At 62.1% G+C, this 14,894-nt stretch carries 14 protein-coding genes; 9 read left to right on the top strand and 5 right to left on the bottom strand.

Going from position 1 to position 14,894, the window contains the following annotated elements; all coding sequences use genetic code 11:
* Nucleotides 1–1,019: 1,019 nt before the first annotated feature.
* Nucleotides 1,020–1,805 carry a hypothetical protein gene (locus ACR9Y2_RS08960; protein ID WP_435040778.1) on the bottom strand — a complete coding sequence of 262 codons (786 nt, stop codon included), beginning with the start codon at nt 1,803–1,805 and terminating at the stop codon, nt 1,020–1,022.
* Nucleotides 1,806–2,036: 231 nt separating this feature from the next.
* Between ACR9Y2_RS08960 and ACR9Y2_RS08955 the strand changes: the two genes are divergently transcribed.
* From ACR9Y2_RS08955 to ACR9Y2_RS08930, 6 genes are all read left to right on the top strand, one after another.
* A complete protein-coding gene (locus ACR9Y2_RS08955) occupies nt 2,037–3,836 on the top strand; it encodes a winged helix-turn-helix domain-containing tetratricopeptide repeat protein (RefSeq protein WP_435040777.1) in 1,800 nt (599 codons plus the stop codon).
* Between the two features lie 128 nt (nt 3,837–3,964).
* A complete protein-coding gene (locus ACR9Y2_RS08950; protein WP_435040775.1) occupies nt 3,965–4,267 on the top strand; it encodes a PDDEXK nuclease domain-containing protein in 303 nt (100 codons plus the stop codon).
* Nucleotides 4,268–4,630: 363 nt separating this feature from the next.
* Nucleotides 4,631–5,179 (top strand): BON domain-containing protein, encoded by a 549-nt coding sequence (locus ACR9Y2_RS08945; RefSeq protein WP_435040774.1) that lies wholly within the window; start codon nt 4,631–4,633, stop codon nt 5,177–5,179.
* Between the two features lie 88 nt (nt 5,180–5,267).
* A complete protein-coding gene (locus ACR9Y2_RS08940) occupies nt 5,268–5,441 on the top strand; it encodes a hypothetical protein (protein ID WP_435040772.1) in 174 nt (57 codons plus the stop codon).
* A 114-nt stretch (nt 5,442–5,555) separates the two neighbouring features.
* The gene (gene dps, locus ACR9Y2_RS08935; protein ID WP_435040771.1) at nt 5,556–6,059 is read left to right on the top strand and encodes a DNA starvation/stationary phase protection protein Dps; all 504 of its coding nucleotides are present in this window, start codon (nt 5,556–5,558) and stop codon (nt 6,057–6,059) included.
* Between the two features lie 71 nt (nt 6,060–6,130).
* Nucleotides 6,131–7,012, top strand: a complete 882-nt coding sequence (locus ACR9Y2_RS08930) for an alpha/beta fold hydrolase (RefSeq protein ID WP_435040770.1) — start codon at nt 6,131–6,133, stop codon at nt 7,010–7,012.
* Nucleotides 7,013–7,071: 59 nt separating this feature from the next.
* On the opposite strand, the gene ACR9Y2_RS08925 is transcribed toward ACR9Y2_RS08930, so the two are convergent.
* Both ACR9Y2_RS08925 and ACR9Y2_RS08920 read right to left on the bottom strand, forming a co-directional pair.
* The gene (locus ACR9Y2_RS08925; RefSeq protein ID WP_435040769.1) at nt 7,072–8,565 is read right to left on the bottom strand and encodes an RNB domain-containing ribonuclease; all 1,494 of its coding nucleotides are present in this window, start codon (nt 8,563–8,565) and stop codon (nt 7,072–7,074) included.
* Between the two features lie 289 nt (nt 8,566–8,854).
* On the bottom strand, nt 8,855–9,196 hold the full coding sequence (locus ACR9Y2_RS08920; protein WP_435040767.1) for a DUF2934 domain-containing protein: 342 nt from the start codon (nt 9,194–9,196) through the stop codon (nt 8,855–8,857).
* 910 nt (nt 9,197–10,106) lie between these two features.
* Here ACR9Y2_RS08920 and ACR9Y2_RS08915 point away from each other — a divergent pair.
* Complete coding sequence (locus ACR9Y2_RS08915; protein WP_435040766.1) at nt 10,107–10,667, top strand: general stress protein; 561 nt, start codon at nt 10,107–10,109, stop codon at nt 10,665–10,667.
* A 252-nt stretch (nt 10,668–10,919) separates the two neighbouring features.
* Here ACR9Y2_RS08915 and ACR9Y2_RS08910 read toward each other — a convergent pair whose 3' ends face one another.
* Nucleotides 10,920–11,714, bottom strand: coding sequence for a PRC-barrel domain-containing protein (locus tag ACR9Y2_RS08910; protein WP_435040764.1), 795 nt, complete (start codon nt 11,712–11,714; stop codon nt 10,920–10,922).
* Between the two features lie 240 nt (nt 11,715–11,954).
* Complete coding sequence (locus ACR9Y2_RS08905; RefSeq protein ID WP_435040763.1) at nt 11,955–12,725, bottom strand: HAD-IIB family hydrolase; 771 nt, start codon at nt 12,723–12,725, stop codon at nt 11,955–11,957.
* Nucleotides 12,726–13,231: 506 nt separating this feature from the next.
* On the opposite strand from ACR9Y2_RS08905, the gene ACR9Y2_RS08900 reads away from it, so the two are divergent.
* Nucleotides 13,232–13,459, top strand: coding sequence for a CsbD family protein (locus tag ACR9Y2_RS08900; RefSeq protein ID WP_435040762.1), 228 nt, complete (start codon nt 13,232–13,234; stop codon nt 13,457–13,459).
* 472 nt (nt 13,460–13,931) lie between these two features.
* Nucleotides 13,932–14,639 (top strand): hypothetical protein, encoded by a 708-nt coding sequence (locus tag ACR9Y2_RS08895; protein ID WP_435040761.1) that lies wholly within the window; start codon nt 13,932–13,934, stop codon nt 14,637–14,639.
* Nucleotides 14,640–14,894: the final 255 nt, after the last annotated feature.

The following is a 14,894-nucleotide window of genomic DNA, read 5'->3' as shown; positions in this document are numbered from 1 at the left end:
CTATTCGCTCCGCTCAAATGATAAAGAGCCAGGCAGTCGCCGGCGAGACCAGTCCTTCGTGACGGGCTTGTGCCAACCTTGCCCGCCGCCCTGACGCGCGCACTCCCCTATATGGCAACCGAACGGCCGAAACCGCGTCTGATCGAGTGGCTTGAGGTGCAAGTCTGGTTCTCTTCGCATGACAAAGCGGCGTCCGGGTGTGTGCCAAGATGTGTGCTACAAACAGATCCTTCGGCCATCTGCAGGGAGCGGAAGCAGACGTCCCAAATCCACGTAACGCCCAGAAAACAAACAATACAGTGGTGGGCGTGGAATCCCGCCACATTGTTGGGGTGCAAGAGGTCCCGAGTTCAAATCTCGGCGGCCCGACCAAATTCCTCAAAAAGTTATAGACCTTCCCTCCTCCCAAACCCCTCTCTGGAGTACTACTGGCGTCCAAACTCCCTATGGGCGTCGTGCCAGGATCGGCCCCAGAATGCTGCCCACGGCTGGTGGTCTGGCCCCCATGGCTTCCACGGGATGGGCGCCATGGGCAGCATTGCACCTTTCCGAAACCTTACTGGTTTTTCCTCTCTTATACAGAGCTCACGTTGCCCATGGCGAGAGTAGCTGCTGGAGCTCCGTGCAGAACTCGGCCAGACGCTGGAGGCGGCTCCGGATATCCGCCGCCTCGGATCCATCAAGCTGCGAAAAGTGCAGGCAGCGCCCGGTAGCGCGCCCGCCTGCCAGTCGCGGGTTCCTCGACCTCGCCGCACCGCCGGGAGTGCGTGAAGGTCAGGCTCCCTGTTTGCCGGTCCATCCATTCGTAATCCGGCAGGCCGCTTCAGGCTCTGGGACGTGTAACGGCCGAGCGGTGGGCCAAGGCGATTCCAAGTATCAGATCGTCTAGCCTGCTGCCCAAAAGGCGCGGCCCGAAGTGCCCACAATCTCCAACTCCTACAGGCCTGGGGTATCGGCTTGCCCCCCCTGCCTCCTTGATCTTGTTCGCGAGAGGGATGCGAGCCGCTCCGGCCGCAGGGCTACCGGTAGGGCACCATGGGCAGCAGCGAAATGCGTTTGTGGTTCTCGACTTCGACGGGTAAGCCGATGGAGCTCTCGGTTTCCATGCCGATCAGCTCATTGCCATTACCCAACACGATGTATTTGAGCGTTCCCGAGAAGACCCTCCCAGGCATCTGACTGGAAACGCCATCGGTGTATTTCATCATGGCGGTGCAGTCCGGGTTTACCTCAATCGACATCTTCGGGAATTCCACATCGATGATGGCGCCGGCCATGGATGCCGTCGCTGCGCCGGTTCCAGTTCCGCCGTGCTGAAACGACATGACGAAGAGTCCCGAGAACGGGGTGGGCACGGGCTGCGACTGGCCGGGGATGGGAATCATAAAGGTACCTTCGGCGGAACCGCCATACAGACCGCGCACCATTGCGGCGCTGCAGTGCGGCTCACCCCAGGACAGGCGCCGGAAATCGGCCAAGCCGGTTGCCGGACCCAAGGGGTATTGCGTCGGCATCATACGCATCTCGTTGGCGTTTAGGATTACCAACCGGTCCGCGCATGGCAGCGGGCCGGCGGCACAAATTTCCGTGGCGGTGCAGTCGGCGTTCACCTGAATGGAACCGGTGAGGTCAAGTTCCTGGACTTGTCCGCCGACCGAAGTCGTCGCGTGAGCGGTGTAGCGACCCTGCTTGTCAATCTTCATCACTCCCAGCGAGGCAAATGGAACCGGCACGGGAGTGGAGCTTTCAGGGAGAGTCATTATGGTTGTGCCGTGGCTCTGCCATCCCCAGGTTCCTTTCACCATTGCCTGAAAGCACTGCGCAAAACAAGAACTGCAAAGCGTTAGCAGGAGACCTGCCGCAAATGCGAGATTTCGAGAGTGTCGCATGTGAAACGCTCCTTTCACAGGCCACGATACGGCAGCGGCGGTCGCCCAACCATGGGGAAAGGCTGGATTCTCGCTTAGTTCTACCTTTGGGTCCAAGCCGCTGGAAAGATTGAGGTTGCCGCGATACAGATCTATACTTGCGGTAACATGCCAGCGATTTCCGGCCGGGTGGCATTCGGAGACTTCGACCTCGACCTAACGACAGGGGAGTTGAGGAAGTCTGGCAGCGTTCTGAAGCTTGAACCGCAGCCGGCCAGCGTCCTGTCCCTTCTGGTAAGCGAGGCAGGCAGACTCGTCGGGCGGGAGGAGATACGCCGCCGGCTATGGGGCGACTCGACGTTCGTGGACTACGATTCGGGGGTGGACTACTGCGTGAACCGCATCCGCTCCGTGCTGTGCGACCACGCGCGCGCCCCGCGCTACATCGAGACTCTTCGCGGCCGGGGCTATCGTTTCATCGCGCTCGTCGGGGTCGAAAAGGCGTTCGCCGAGCCCACGCTGGCCGTGCTGCCCTTCGCGAATCTGAATGGTGATCCCGAGCGAGAGTATTTCGCCGACGGCATGACGGACGCCCTCATCACCGAACTCGCCCGCATTCCGGCCGTACGGGTGATCTCACGTCAGTCCGTACTCCACCTGAAGGGAAGCAACCGGAAACTGGATGAGATAGCCCGCGATCTGCGGGTGGACGGCGTGGTGGAGGGAGCCGCATTGCACGGCAGGAGCCGTGTGCGCGTGAATGCGCAACTGATTCTCATGGAGCCCGAGCGCCACGCATGGGCGCACAGCTACGAATGCGACATCTCCACCGCATTGATGACGCAACGCGAGGTGGCGCGTGCCATCGCCGAGTGCGTCGCCTTGGCACTGCAATCCACCGGACCCGTCATGCCGCCCCCGAGCCCGACGCCTCCGATGGAGCCGGAAATCGTCGAGAACTATCTAAAGGCGGTCTCCGAGTTGTACAAGGCGAGCGCGGAGAGCATTGGGAAAGCGCTGCAGTACATCCGCCGCGTCACCATCGAGGCGCCTGATTTCGCGCTCGGGCACGCCCTGCATGCCGCCTGTCTCTTCTCTCTGGGGTGGTTTGGGAACGCTCCCGCAGCCGAGGTGTTCCCCGGCGCGAAGCAGATGGCAAGGCGAGCGGTTGCCCTCGACGACAGCCTCAGCGCGGCTCACCACATCCTGGCTACTTTGAACTGGGTACTCGATTGGGACCCGGCTACTGCCGAGCGGGAGTTCCGGCGCGCCATTGAACTGAGCCCCAGCAATGTGGATGCGCACCTGCTCTATGCGGCGTTCCTATCCGGCGCCGCCCGCCACGCTGAGTCGATTGCAGAGGTTCAGTTCGCGTTGCGGATCGATCCCTCATCACTTTTTCCGCACCAGATGGCGGGCTGGGTCTACCTGCACGCATGCCATTACTCAGAAGCGGCGGCACAGGCCAAGCGGACGATTGAGTCCTATCCGGACGCGCTGCAGCCGCACTTTGTGCTGGGATGGGCAGCTTGGCGTCGAGGGAGGACGGAGGAAGCACTAGCCGCATTTGAGAAGGCTCTGAGCCTTTCGCGCGAAGCCATGTCGCTCGCTTTCCTAGGGCATATTTACGCGCGGCTTGACCGCGGGCAGGAAACACAACGCTTTCTCCTGGAACTGGACCAACTCCTCAGCCAGGGGCGAGCCTCTCCAATGGCGTTTGTGATCCTCTACGCTGGCCTCGGTGATCTCGATGCGGCTTTTGACTGGCTCGAAGCAGCCTGCCGGAACAGGGCCGACATGGTCTGGCTCACCAGCGGGTTTCCCGGCATTGATCCGCTTCGCGCGGATCCGCGCTTTCCCGAACTGGCAGGTCGCACGGGGATCGCGCTCAGTCAATTGGCCGGAGGTCAGAACTGGGGACCGGCCGTGTCCCGCCACAAGCCCCGAATGATGCGATGCGAAAGTTGAAAGCTCCTGGTGCTTGCTGTTTGGCCAGGCGCTTCTGTGTTGACGACTGAAGCGCGGCGAGGATACTCAGGAATTGAACGCTCGCAAGGCGTTCGCCAGAGGCGCGAGTGGCCTCTCGCGAATCCCGCATGCCTCCCAACCAGCCTTCGGCTCTCTTGCGGGCATACCCGCAATCCCACCCAGGCAGACACCAGAACTATGCCCGCGAACACTGGGTCCTGCCCGGCGGGAACCCGCCGGTTGGCTTGGTCCTCTGCTCGGAACGGAACGATGCCGTCGCGCACTGTGCACTCGGAAACCTGAATAACCAGGTGCTGGCTCGAGAGTATAAGTTGAACTTGCCCGAGGAGGGCGTCCTGGTGAGAGAGATTGCGGACACCCGCCGTGCACTGCAGCTTCGAGCTCAATTCAAGCCAACTGTCGAGCCCTAGGCTCTGTGCGACACGGGCGGCACGGCCTATGGCTGGCCGCCACAGAGCGCAAAAACAGTCGCCAAGCTACTGGCCGGTACTGCGCTTCGATACCGGGTCACGCCCGCTGCTCTTCCTCCGTCATCTCGCACCGGCACCGCTGATTTGGCTGGCCCGTTCACGATCAGCCGCCTCCCTCCCCCACTCTGACCGCTCCCGGTCAATTGACCGCATATCGTTACTGGGGCTCGCATCTCCTCACGTAGCAACCCCCTCCAACTGCCGAAAATGCGGCGCAAACCCGTCCGCGGCCAGTCTGTAGCTGAGACGGCCACGAGCGTGCTTCTGCCACAGAGTTGAATCCACAGGATTCCAAGGAAACCCATGAAGACTCTCGGCTCGTATTCACTCATTCTCACCCTGGCACTCGCAGGCGCGATGGCAGGCTGTTCCACAGAAACCACCAAAGCCGTAGACGTCTCTGATAGCGTCCGCGCGTCCCTCGACAAAGCGGGCTATAAGGACGTCTCGGTCAAACAGGATCGGGTCAAGGGCGTAGTAACCCTCGGCGGCCACGTGGCGCAGGAGACCGATAAAGCCCAAGCCGAGGCCCTCGCCAAGTCCCTCGCGGGCACCCAGGTCGTGGCCAATGAGATCGCAGTCCTGCCGCCCGGCGTCGAAAGCGAAGCCAAGACAATCAACTCTGACCTCGACAAAGGCATCGAGAGTAACCTGCACGCAGCCCTCGTCCAAGCCAAGCTCGAGGACAATGTGAAGATCTCCGTCAAAAATCGCGTCGTCACCCTCAGCGGTACAGTCGATTCTCCGGCCAAGCGCCTGCAGTCGCAGGATTTGGCCGCGGCGGTTCTCAATGTCCAGCAGGTCGTCAACGAGTTGCAGGTCAAGGGTCAGAAGGCAACTTCCTCCATGTAACGGCTGGCTCACCAGAGCAGCCTCCCCCGCACACCGCGCCACTAACACCACGCCACGCTGCTCTGGTGGCAGAGAAAAGGACTAAGGCATGTCATTCGCGATCTATCTCCTGGGCTTCCTGATCATGATTGGAGGCCTCATCTATGGCGCTGTGCTATTGCACATCGCGCCCCATTGGATCGCAGTCGGCGGCTTGGTCCTCCTGGGACTGGCGATTCTCAAGGGCGTCCAATCCACGCGAGGAAAAGACCCTTCCAAGTAGCTGGATCGCCTGGCTCACAAGACGAACAAGTGCCTGGGCCGCACCCTGCCTGGTCCGCACTCTGTAGGTTCGGCCATCCCCGTGCACTTAACGATCGAAGAAAGGTATAACACCATGCAAACCACCCAGACCATCGCCCTGCCGTTCCCAACGCACATGGACGTTCCGGATGCCGAGCGGGAGCATCTCGTTGAGCTTCTCAACGCACGTCTCGCCGACACCGCTGACCTCTACTCCCAGATCAAGCAGGCTCATTGGAGCGTGAAGGGGCCCAACTTCTTCCAACTCCATTTGATGTTCGACCAGTTGGCCGGCGAGATCTTCCCCTTCATCGACTCAATCGCCGAACGCGCCACAGCGTTAGGCGGAGTAGCAGCCGGCACCAGTCGCATGGCCGCCGCTCATTCCACCCTGCCCGAATATCCCGTTGACGCCGTGGAAGGGCAACGACACCTGGCCGCCCTCATCGACCGCTACGCCATCTTCACCAGCGTCATTCGGAAAGCCATCGACGTGTCCGACGAACACCACGATCGCTCGACCGCCGATCTGTTCACCGAGATCTCCCGCGTGGCGGACAAACAGCTTTGGTTCCTCGAAGCCCACGTGCAGTATTAGGCGCCTTGCCTCGCCATCACGGACGATTCGCCATCTAGGCGGCCAGCACCACAGCCAGAGGAGTTGCTCAAATGCCCTATATTACGGTTGGCCGGGAGAACTCCGGCAACATCAACCTCTACTATGAGGACCATGGCGCCGGTCAACCGGTTGTCCTCATCCACGGTTATCCACTCAGCGGCGCCTCCTGGGAGAGGCAGACGGCCGCACTCATAGCCACCGGATACCGCGTGATCACCTACGACCGCCGCGGGTTCGGCAAGTCCAGCCAACCCGCCGCCGGCTACAACTACAACACCTTCGCCCAGGACCTCCGCGAAGTTGTCACCCAGTTGGAACTGCGTGATTTCGTGCTCGCCGGATTCTCCATGGGCGGAGGAGAAGTCGCCCGCTACCTCGGCGTCTACGGCTCCACTGAGGTGAGCAAAGCTGTGTTCATCTCAGCCGTGCCGCCTTACCTTCTCAAGGCCGCCGACAATCCGGAAGGCGTGGACGGCACTGTCTTTGGCGCAATCCAGAAGGAGATCGTGGCCGACCGCTACGGCTTCTTCGCCTCGTTCTTCAAGAACTTCTACAATGCCGATCTTCTGTTGGGCAAGCGCGTCAGCGAACAGACCATCCAAGCCAGTTGGAATGTAGCGGCCGGCGCTTCCGCCACCGCCTGCCTCGCGTGCGTGGCTACCTGGCACGAGGACTTCCGCGGCGATCTTGCGCGCATCGACGTCCCCACCCTCGTCCTGCATGGTGATGCCGATCGCATCGTACCCCTCGAAGCCTCGGGCCTGCGAACCGCCAAGCTGATCAAAGGCGCCCATCTGGTTGTAGTGAAGGACGGGCCGCATTGCATCACCTGGACTCACGCGGACGAAGTCAACCGCGAACTGATCAACTTCCTCGGAGGAGACTCCGGGACGGGTTCAGCCGTTCCATCCAAGACCGGGACAACGGCCTGACAGCGGGTAAACCTACCGCGCTCCCCGGGGATGCCGAAGCAGTCCGGCATCCCCCTTTTTCATCGCTCTCCGGCCTCTGGCGCACGCTCCATCAAGCCCTCCACCGCGAAATCGATATGCCCCATCCGCGGGTCCGTCCCCACTAACTTCACCTTCAGCTGGTCGCCCACATCCACACCCTTCTGCCCTTGCACGAGCAGCCCCTCCACCGGCGGATTCAACGCGCGCACAAAGACGCCTTTCGGCGTGACACCCGTCACGATGGCCGTGAAAATCGCCCCAATCCGGTGCTCCAGCGCCACGGCGGCGATTCGCTTGTTCATCACGCGCTCCACCTTGCGGGCCGCATTCTCCCTGAGCGTGCAGTTTCGCGCGATCTCTTCCAGTTGCTCGTCTGTATACGGCGTCGGCTCCTGGACAAGCACATGCTTGACCAGCCGCTGGGTCACCAGGTCGGCGAACCGCCGGTTGGGTGCGGTGGAATGCGTGTAGTCGTGCGCGGAAAGTGCGAAGTGGCCGTGGTTCGCGTCGCCGGGCCGCGCAAACGCATACTCTCCAGAGCCCATCAACTTGACCACCGCCAGTGACAGATCCTCGAAGTGAACCTTGTCAGCGGCCTTCCTGCGCTCAAGAAACGAATTCAGGGCGCCCGAGTCGGCCGTCTCCGGCAACACTTCGCCGTAGCGCGCTGCGAGCTCCACAATCCGCGGCCAGCGCTTCGGAATATGCACCACGCGCCGCAGGGACGGCACGCCGGCGGCCCGCAGCGTATTCGCCATCACTCCATTGGCCGCAATCATGAACGTCTCGATCAGGGCCGTCGCCCGGTTCTTTCCTCTCGAATGGATCCCGTCCAGCCGCCCGCCGGATAGAACCGCCTCCACCTCGATGCGGTCGATGCTCATTGCCCCCAGCCGGCGGCGTTCGCCCGCCAGCAACTGGGCTGCTTCATCCTGAAGTTTGAGCTGGGCATCCAGGCCCGCCGCCGCCGTGACCCGCGAAGGCGCCGCCGCTGCACCTTCCAGCCAGGGGCCCACCGCGTTATATGTCAATTGCACGTGGTTCCGGACCAACGCACGGTAGACGGCACTGCTCGCAATCGAGCCATCGCCAGCCACCACCATCTCCACAACCACCGCCAACCGGTCTTCCGCCTCATTCAGGGATGTCAAGTCCGTCGACAGTTCTTCCGGCAGCATCGGGAATGTCTTGATACCCGTATAGACCGATGTCGTTTGGGCCGCTGCATGCCGGTCAATGGGCGAATCGACGCTTACCGCGGAATCGACGTCCGCGATGGCAATCAACAACCGGATTCCGCCGCTCACCCGTTCGGCCACTTCAAGTTGATCCAGATCGCGGGAGGTGTCGTTGTCGATGGACGACCACATCAGCTCGCGCAAATCGCGCACGCCGCTCTCGCGGGTTGGCTCTGCACGCGCCCGCAGCGAGGCCAGCTGCTCTTTGGTGCCTTCAGGGAAATTGGGGTCGAATCCCTCGTCAACCATCTCCTGGTTTGCTGCCGCCAGCAGATCGAATCCACTCTCATGCATTCCGCTGATCGCCTTTCCCGAAAGAAGCCGCCGCCGCTCTCCCGGGGGATCCCTCACCCTGGGGCGCGCAAAACCGATCCTATCATCCAGCCGCTGGCGTCACCCTCTCGTCGACGCACGGGAAGGCCAGCGCAATAGAATCACACGGTGGCCTCTGGACCCGCGGCTCGCAGTGGCGGGCTGCGACCGCGGCCCAGGGCAGGGCAATTTGCATCCTGGGCAGCCGGATGCCAGCGGGGTTCCGGGTCAAACCCGCACCACTGCGCTCCGCGGCTTGCTCCTCACTCGGCTAATGAGCTCGAGTCCGCGCCCGCAGAACCTCCACGGCGCAGTACCAGTCTTTATCCGGCGATCCCTCCTGGCACGATCTCAACTGCCAAAGCTCATAAGCGTAGGCAGCGATCTCTTCTTCTTTTGGCTCCGGAGTGCCCTCGTACAATCCTGGCTCGCCCCACGTTTTCTGATTCTCCGCCTGCGCCTGCAGGTAGGTCGGGTTGACGTGCTCCAGCGCTTGCCGGGAACTCTCATGTCCGCTCAGGTGGTCCCCGCTCCCATGATGCTCCGTGCCGTTAAGGTGCGCTTGCGAGGCATGGTTCCTCCGCTCCTGGGCAATCTGTCTGGCTTCGTTCATACGGAACCACGCCGCACGCCGGGCGCCATTGCCTCCACCCTGCTTTCAATCTCCGGGAATCCCCATCGCTCCGATGTTTTCATCCTGGAAGGCCAGCCTCGCCAGGGTGGGCAGATCACTGAACGGCCGGGATCGTCGGCAATATGTGGTCAGGTGACCGCGCGCGATCACCCCGCGCGATCACCCAAGGCTGCACCACCCGGCGACTTCACACGGCTGCCGCCCCCGCTTCCACCTCAAATCGCTCAGGTTGCCATGCTGCGTGGAACGGGACGCACTGTGTTCAATTGCCCTGTCCCGCGGACAGCGGGCGCGACAGTGTCACTCATGTGCGCCGCGCTCGGCGGCTTACGGCTGGAGAGGAAGTCCCGGTGCCCAGCCTGGTGGCACACAATCACCGCCCATTCGCTCCCTGTGCCCTCCTCGGATCGAAGAGGGGACTCGCCCCCCGAATCCCTGGACCCCGGCGTGCACTTGGAAGGTGCATGGCTCTCTTCCAGTTCTCGGGAGTAACCGCGATCGCAGCGGCTATGTGGCTGTCCCTCTGTCCGGGCACACCCTTGGAAGGGAGCCCCCAAGGCCCGGCCGCGCACACCAGCGGCACGGTTTTCCGTCCAGGCAATCGCAGTCAACACCAGCCTTGGATCCATAGCGGCAGTTTGACCCATCAACAATCCGGCAAACTGCGGCGGACGCACGCCAAGGATCGGAGCCTGCCTGGCAACAAGCCCATTCCCCATCGACGGCATTCATGGGGCTCTGCAGTGCCGCGGAAGATCAATCCAATACCCTCCACGCTCCCCGTGAACATTCAAAATGGCCCCATCCGGTTAGCAGTGCAGCTGACACCGCGGCCTCGACGAACGCAGTATCCACGGCTTCATTCCAAGTTGCAGAAAAGGACAAAATCATGGCAAGTAAGATGACCGCAGTGTTTGGTATTTTCCAGTCCAGAGTTCAAGCCGAACAGAGTGTGGACCGGTTGCTGAAGGGCGGCTTCACCAACGACGACATCTCAGTCCTGCTCCCCGACAATCAAGGCACCAAAGACTTTGCGCATGAGAAGAACACAAAGGCTCCGGAAGGCACCACGGCCGGTGTCGCCACCGGCGGAGCCATCGGTGGCGTGCTGGGCTTACTCGCCGGCTTCGGCGCACTCGCCATCCCAGGGGTCGGGCCGCTCATCGCCGCCGGACCAATTCTCAGCGCACTCGCCGGCCTGGGAGCCGGTGGAGCGGTCGGAGGCTTCATCGGAGCCCTCGTTGGCATGGGCATTCCGGAGTATGAAGCGAAGCGCTACGAAGGCCATATCCGGTCCGGCGGCGTCCTCCTGTCCGTCCATTGCGATTCGTCCGACGAGATCGCGCGGGCGCGCGATCTGCTGAAGCAGTCAGGTGCCCAGGACATCTCCTCCACTGGAGAAGCCAGTGCGGACTATAAGGAAGCCCGCGCGGCAGCGGCCCAACTTTAAACCCCATCCGGAGCCCGGCGGTGCAGGACTGCCGGGCTCCGGTCGCCACGCTCTTTCATCCTTCGATGCCCAACCACGCGATCCCCTGCATCAGGAAGCCCTGCCCGGCCCTCCCCTCTCCAAAATCATCCTGAATCCCACCGTAAGCGCCATCCATTGCCAGCCGGGTACGAACTGCGCGGCAGACGAGGCCGGCCGCGGTTTGTCCGGCCTGGCCTCGTGCAAGGGCGTGCAAGCACTCGCCACCCCAATTCAAACGTTGTCGTACGAGAAGGCGGGCCGGTGGTCCCCTTCGAACAGCCAGTACGGCGGCCGCCCGTAGTGAATGTAGAGCTGATTCTCATACTCCCGGGTGACCGGCATCGACTCCACATACGCGGGAGCTTCCTGAATAGTCTCCTTGGTTAGGCCGACCACGAACTTCGACTCCGGCCAACTGACACGCTGCACCCAGCCCGGCGAGAAGAGCACTTTCTTGCCCGGTAACCACAGCCGGGTTGCCACCTCGACATAGCGGATCGCCCAGGCGTAATCGTCGAATACAAAGCCGGCGACGTGGCCGATGCCGCCATCCACCGCATCGATGGTGTACCCTTCCAGCGCCTCGGTACAGCGCAGGTGCGAATCCATCGGCTCCTTGCTGATCCGCTCCGCCACCGCCTGGATGGCAGCACCCGTCGGCAGCGCCAGGCCGGCCGGATAGAAGGAGGGGCCCCAGAGGTGAGGGCCGCCCCAATAGTCCGGATACCCGTAATAGCCAAGATAAGCCGCCTCGTGCTGCCTCGAAACCGGCTCGTGTGTATCGATAGCCGGACTGTCCTCCACCTGCTTCATCGTCAGCACTACATCCAGTCGCTGCGCCTGCCAGTCCGCGGCCGTAATCGAGATCGGGGAAATGAGTACCTCTCTCCCGCCCAGCCAGCCGCCCGTTGCCACCGTGAGGTACCGGATGCCCCACGTGTCGTCATCAAAATAGAGCTTCTCGACGGTACCCAGTTCCCCGTCGCTGGCCCGGACAACCAGGCCCTTCAGACTCTTCGTGTTCATGAGCATCGATGTACCCCTCCCGGGGCTTGTTGTGACGAACGCTGGAACGGCCGCGAACCGCTCACCGGCAACTCCCGACGCTTCCGTGCCAATCGCCACGGGCGCTTCTCGGCTATCGCGTCCGGCTCAATGACATTGAGTGCACATCAGGGGCCAACTTCGGCGCTGGAAGGAAGCCCGCGGCGGGGCTCCACCACTCAGCCACGGCCCGGCAATTCAAGGCTGCATTTCGCCGTCAGCTCATGAGCACAGTGCCAATCGGCGCTTGTCAGACAGGCAGGCCATGCACATCTGGATCACCCGTTTGGTCTCGTGCGGATCGCGGACGCAAATCGAAACGACCCCGGCCTCCTGCGCTGGATAGTCGTTCCCGCCCGGAAACAAAGCATCACCGACAAAGACCATCTCGTCGATGGCAACGCCGAGCACGTCTCGCAACTTCCTGATTCCGTATGCCTTATCTATGCCTTGGCGGGTGACGTCCACAGAGGTCGAGCCGCCCAGCCGCACGGAGAAGTGAGGAATCAGCCGGTCGAGGATTGTCTTGATCTGATGCCTCTTGGCGAAGTCCGGGTCCCACTTGTGTTTCTCCTCCAGCGGAGCCTGCTGGCCTAAAGCGGAGAACGTGATCTGGCTTTCGCGATCCTCTACCACCTCGCCCCAGACCCTCTCGGCCCCGAAACCCGATTCGAGCACCGCCTGGTTGAGGGAAGCGATAATCTTGGCTTTCTCGTCCGTGGTGAAGTCTTCTGAATAGAGCTTCTCCCAGCCGCCTTTGTACTGAAAAAACTTCGTGCCACAGGTAGGCAGCAGCGAGAGGTTGGCCAGGCTCGCATCCTCGGGCAGCCGGGCAAGCAGTTGTTTTTCAAACTGCGGCCAGTCTCCTCCGGAGATCACAGCCACTCGGACAATGCCGAGAAGCTCCTGCAGCAGGTCCGCCATCTCGGAATCGAGCGACGATTTGCTCTCCGCCAACGTACCATCCAGGTCAAACACGATGAGCTTCTTCATTTTTTGTTGTACGATTTCCTGTTCATTCGTCCAGCGCGGCTGTGGTGGCCAGTTCCAGCACGCTGTCCGCCACTGAAAACCAGCCTACCCCACCAGCCCGAATGCCCACCACGTCACAGGATCTCCCGTATCCCTAAAGCCGGCACCCGCCGCACTGACGGTGGACGGTCGATTGACACTCAAAGGTCAGGCTGGGCCCAGGTGCACAATCGGCAAACATCTCCTGGACTTGCACCGGGAATGTGACGACCGGTCGCGAAACAACGGCGCGCATCCGGTCCGGGACCGGCACCAGCTCTCGTCATCGCGGCGCCGGCAGGCGCTATAGGCCTCTACCGCAGCCGCGGCTCAATCTGGCGCCATCATCCGGCCCGCCCGGCGCCCGTACCCATTCGTCCACGGAAACCTCTAGTTCCTACTGCCGCTCACGACGGCCACCGAACTGCCTCACAACCAGTAGCGTTGGGTGAATCCCAAGCGAGAAAACAACCAACAGGAGCATACACATGAACAACGATATCCTCGCAGGCAACTGGAAGCAGTTCAAAGGCACCATTCTGCAGCGGTGGGGCAAGCTCACCGACGACGATTTGGAAGTGGCTGCCGGGCGGAGAGACGAAATGCTGGGCAAGCTCCAGGAACGCTATGGCGTGGCCAAGGATGAAGCCGAAACCCAACTCAAGGACTTCGAAGCCAGCCACAAAGCAGCATACAGTTCACGCTTCCCCCAATAAGCAGGTGAACTTCAAATAGGACCCGGCCTCAGTCAGCATCGGTGACGGCCGGCTGGTGTCGATCCGGGACAAAGTCGAGAGCCCTCCCCGATCGAACCCCTCGGGCCTGCTGGAGCAGCTTGCCCGTGGCGTTGTGTCTCACGCTCCAGAATGGCGACGGGTGGGCTGCCTCCCTGGCAGTTCGCCCGGGCCGGCTGCGGCGGCGTGCCCGGCTGACTCGCAGGCCCACCCCCTCCGTCCAGCCGTCAGCCCTCAATGCGCCTTCAGAAAGGCAGGAGACCGCTCTCACGCCCCACTTCTCCCTCAATTTCCGCATTAAGGTTTATTCAGTCACAGGATCCGAAACTCTTTATTTGGTTTCTTTTCAACACGACCCTCCCCGCAACAGCCTCTTTCCCTTGACCCCACCCGTTACCCTGGAATCGCGCCGGCCACCAAGCCGGCCATTTTCATTTATAGGGAGATTGACATCATGGCGACCGTTGCTCAGATCACCGCCAACCAGGCGAACGCGAAACACTCAACAGGACCCGTGTCCCCCGTCGGCAAGGCCCGCGCTGCCCAGAACGCCCGCAGCCACGGCTTCACCGCCCGCAACCTCGACATCACGCCCGAGGACCGCGCCGAGTTCGACGCCCTCCAGGCCACACTGCGCCTCGACACCCGGCCCTTCGGCTGCCTCGAAGAGGAGATCTTCCACCGCATCCTCTCCCACACCTGGAACCTGCGCCGCATCGAATACTTCGAATCGCTCATCCTCGCCGAAACGGACCCATTGGCCGAAACCGATCCCCACGCCGCCAAACTCGACCGCTACGCCCGCTACCGTCGCGATCTCGAACGCGGCCTCTATCGTGCCATCAGGGAACTCAGCAAACTACAAACCGAACGCGCCGCCCTCGGCCAACAGCACCCCGACGTCGTCAAGGGCATTCGCGAGAACGTCCCCCTGGCCGAAGTCACCCGGCTGACCAAGAACACCGAAGAACTCTTCTTCTATGAAGGGTATGGCCACCCGCGTAGAGCCCTCGAGTACCTCACCACCGGCGTCGATTCCAACCACCCGGACAACCAGGACCCCATCGCCGATCTCCGGCCGGTTCGCGTTCCGCGAAACGAAGCCAACCTGGTCGGCCCGGACGGCCTCCCCAACCGGAACTTCGACGTCGCAGGCCTCTGAGCATCACCACCAGGCACCGTAGCCGCCCTTCGACGAAACGAAGCCGCTGACGAGTCCAGCCGCCTGACGGCGCCCTCAAGCACAGCCCATTCTTCGACAACAGCCCCGGATCACGGCCTACTGGTGGCCGGGCGTGTTCTTTGACATTTGAATATTGACTTCACCTCGCACGGCTACCCGGCGCCTCGCTGCGCTGGGGTGGTTCCGGGCGGGTGGGTCTGTCGCTTACTGTTGGGAGCAGCGCTTCCAGCGACG

The organism is Paludibaculum fermentans, assembly GCF_051172195.1.
In the GTDB taxonomy this organism is placed as follows: Bacteria; Acidobacteriota; Terriglobia; order Bryobacterales; family Bryobacteraceae; genus Paludibaculum; species Paludibaculum fermentans_A.
This window is presented reverse-complemented; position numbering and strand designations above follow the sequence as displayed.

What these genes read in the sequence shown, in the direction of transcription:
- ACR9Y2_RS08960 (WP_435040778.1), bottom strand. Translation starts at nt 1,805, where the DNA reads ATGGTGAAAGGAACCTGGGGATGGCAGAGCCACGGCACAACCATAATG.
- ACR9Y2_RS08955 (WP_435040777.1), top strand. Translation starts at nt 2,037, where the DNA reads ATGCCAGCGATTTCCGGCCGGGTGGCATTCGGAGACTTCGACCTCGAC.
- ACR9Y2_RS08950 (WP_435040775.1), top strand. Translation starts at nt 3,965, where the DNA reads ATGCCTCCCAACCAGCCTTCGGCTCTCTTGCGGGCATACCCGCAATCC.
- ACR9Y2_RS08945 (WP_435040774.1), top strand. Translation starts at nt 4,631, where the DNA reads ATGAAGACTCTCGGCTCGTATTCACTCATTCTCACCCTGGCACTCGCA.
- ACR9Y2_RS08940 (WP_435040772.1), top strand. Translation starts at nt 5,268, where the DNA reads ATGTCATTCGCGATCTATCTCCTGGGCTTCCTGATCATGATTGGAGGC.
- dps (WP_435040771.1), top strand. Translation starts at nt 5,556, where the DNA reads ATGCAAACCACCCAGACCATCGCCCTGCCGTTCCCAACGCACATGGAC.
- ACR9Y2_RS08930 (WP_435040770.1), top strand. Translation starts at nt 6,131, where the DNA reads ATGCCCTATATTACGGTTGGCCGGGAGAACTCCGGCAACATCAACCTC.
- ACR9Y2_RS08925 (WP_435040769.1), bottom strand. Translation starts at nt 8,565, where the DNA reads ATGCATGAGAGTGGATTCGATCTGCTGGCGGCAGCAAACCAGGAGATG.
- ACR9Y2_RS08920 (WP_435040767.1), bottom strand. Translation starts at nt 9,196, where the DNA reads ATGAACGAAGCCAGACAGATTGCCCAGGAGCGGAGGAACCATGCCTCG.
- ACR9Y2_RS08915 (WP_435040766.1), top strand. Translation starts at nt 10,107, where the DNA reads ATGGCAAGTAAGATGACCGCAGTGTTTGGTATTTTCCAGTCCAGAGTT.
- ACR9Y2_RS08910 (WP_435040764.1), bottom strand. Translation starts at nt 11,714, where the DNA reads ATGAACACGAAGAGTCTGAAGGGCCTGGTTGTCCGGGCCAGCGACGGG.
- ACR9Y2_RS08905 (WP_435040763.1), bottom strand. Translation starts at nt 12,725, where the DNA reads ATGAAGAAGCTCATCGTGTTTGACCTGGATGGTACGTTGGCGGAGAGC.
- ACR9Y2_RS08900 (WP_435040762.1), top strand. Translation starts at nt 13,232, where the DNA reads ATGAACAACGATATCCTCGCAGGCAACTGGAAGCAGTTCAAAGGCACC.
- ACR9Y2_RS08895 (WP_435040761.1), top strand. Translation starts at nt 13,932, where the DNA reads ATGGCGACCGTTGCTCAGATCACCGCCAACCAGGCGAACGCGAAACAC.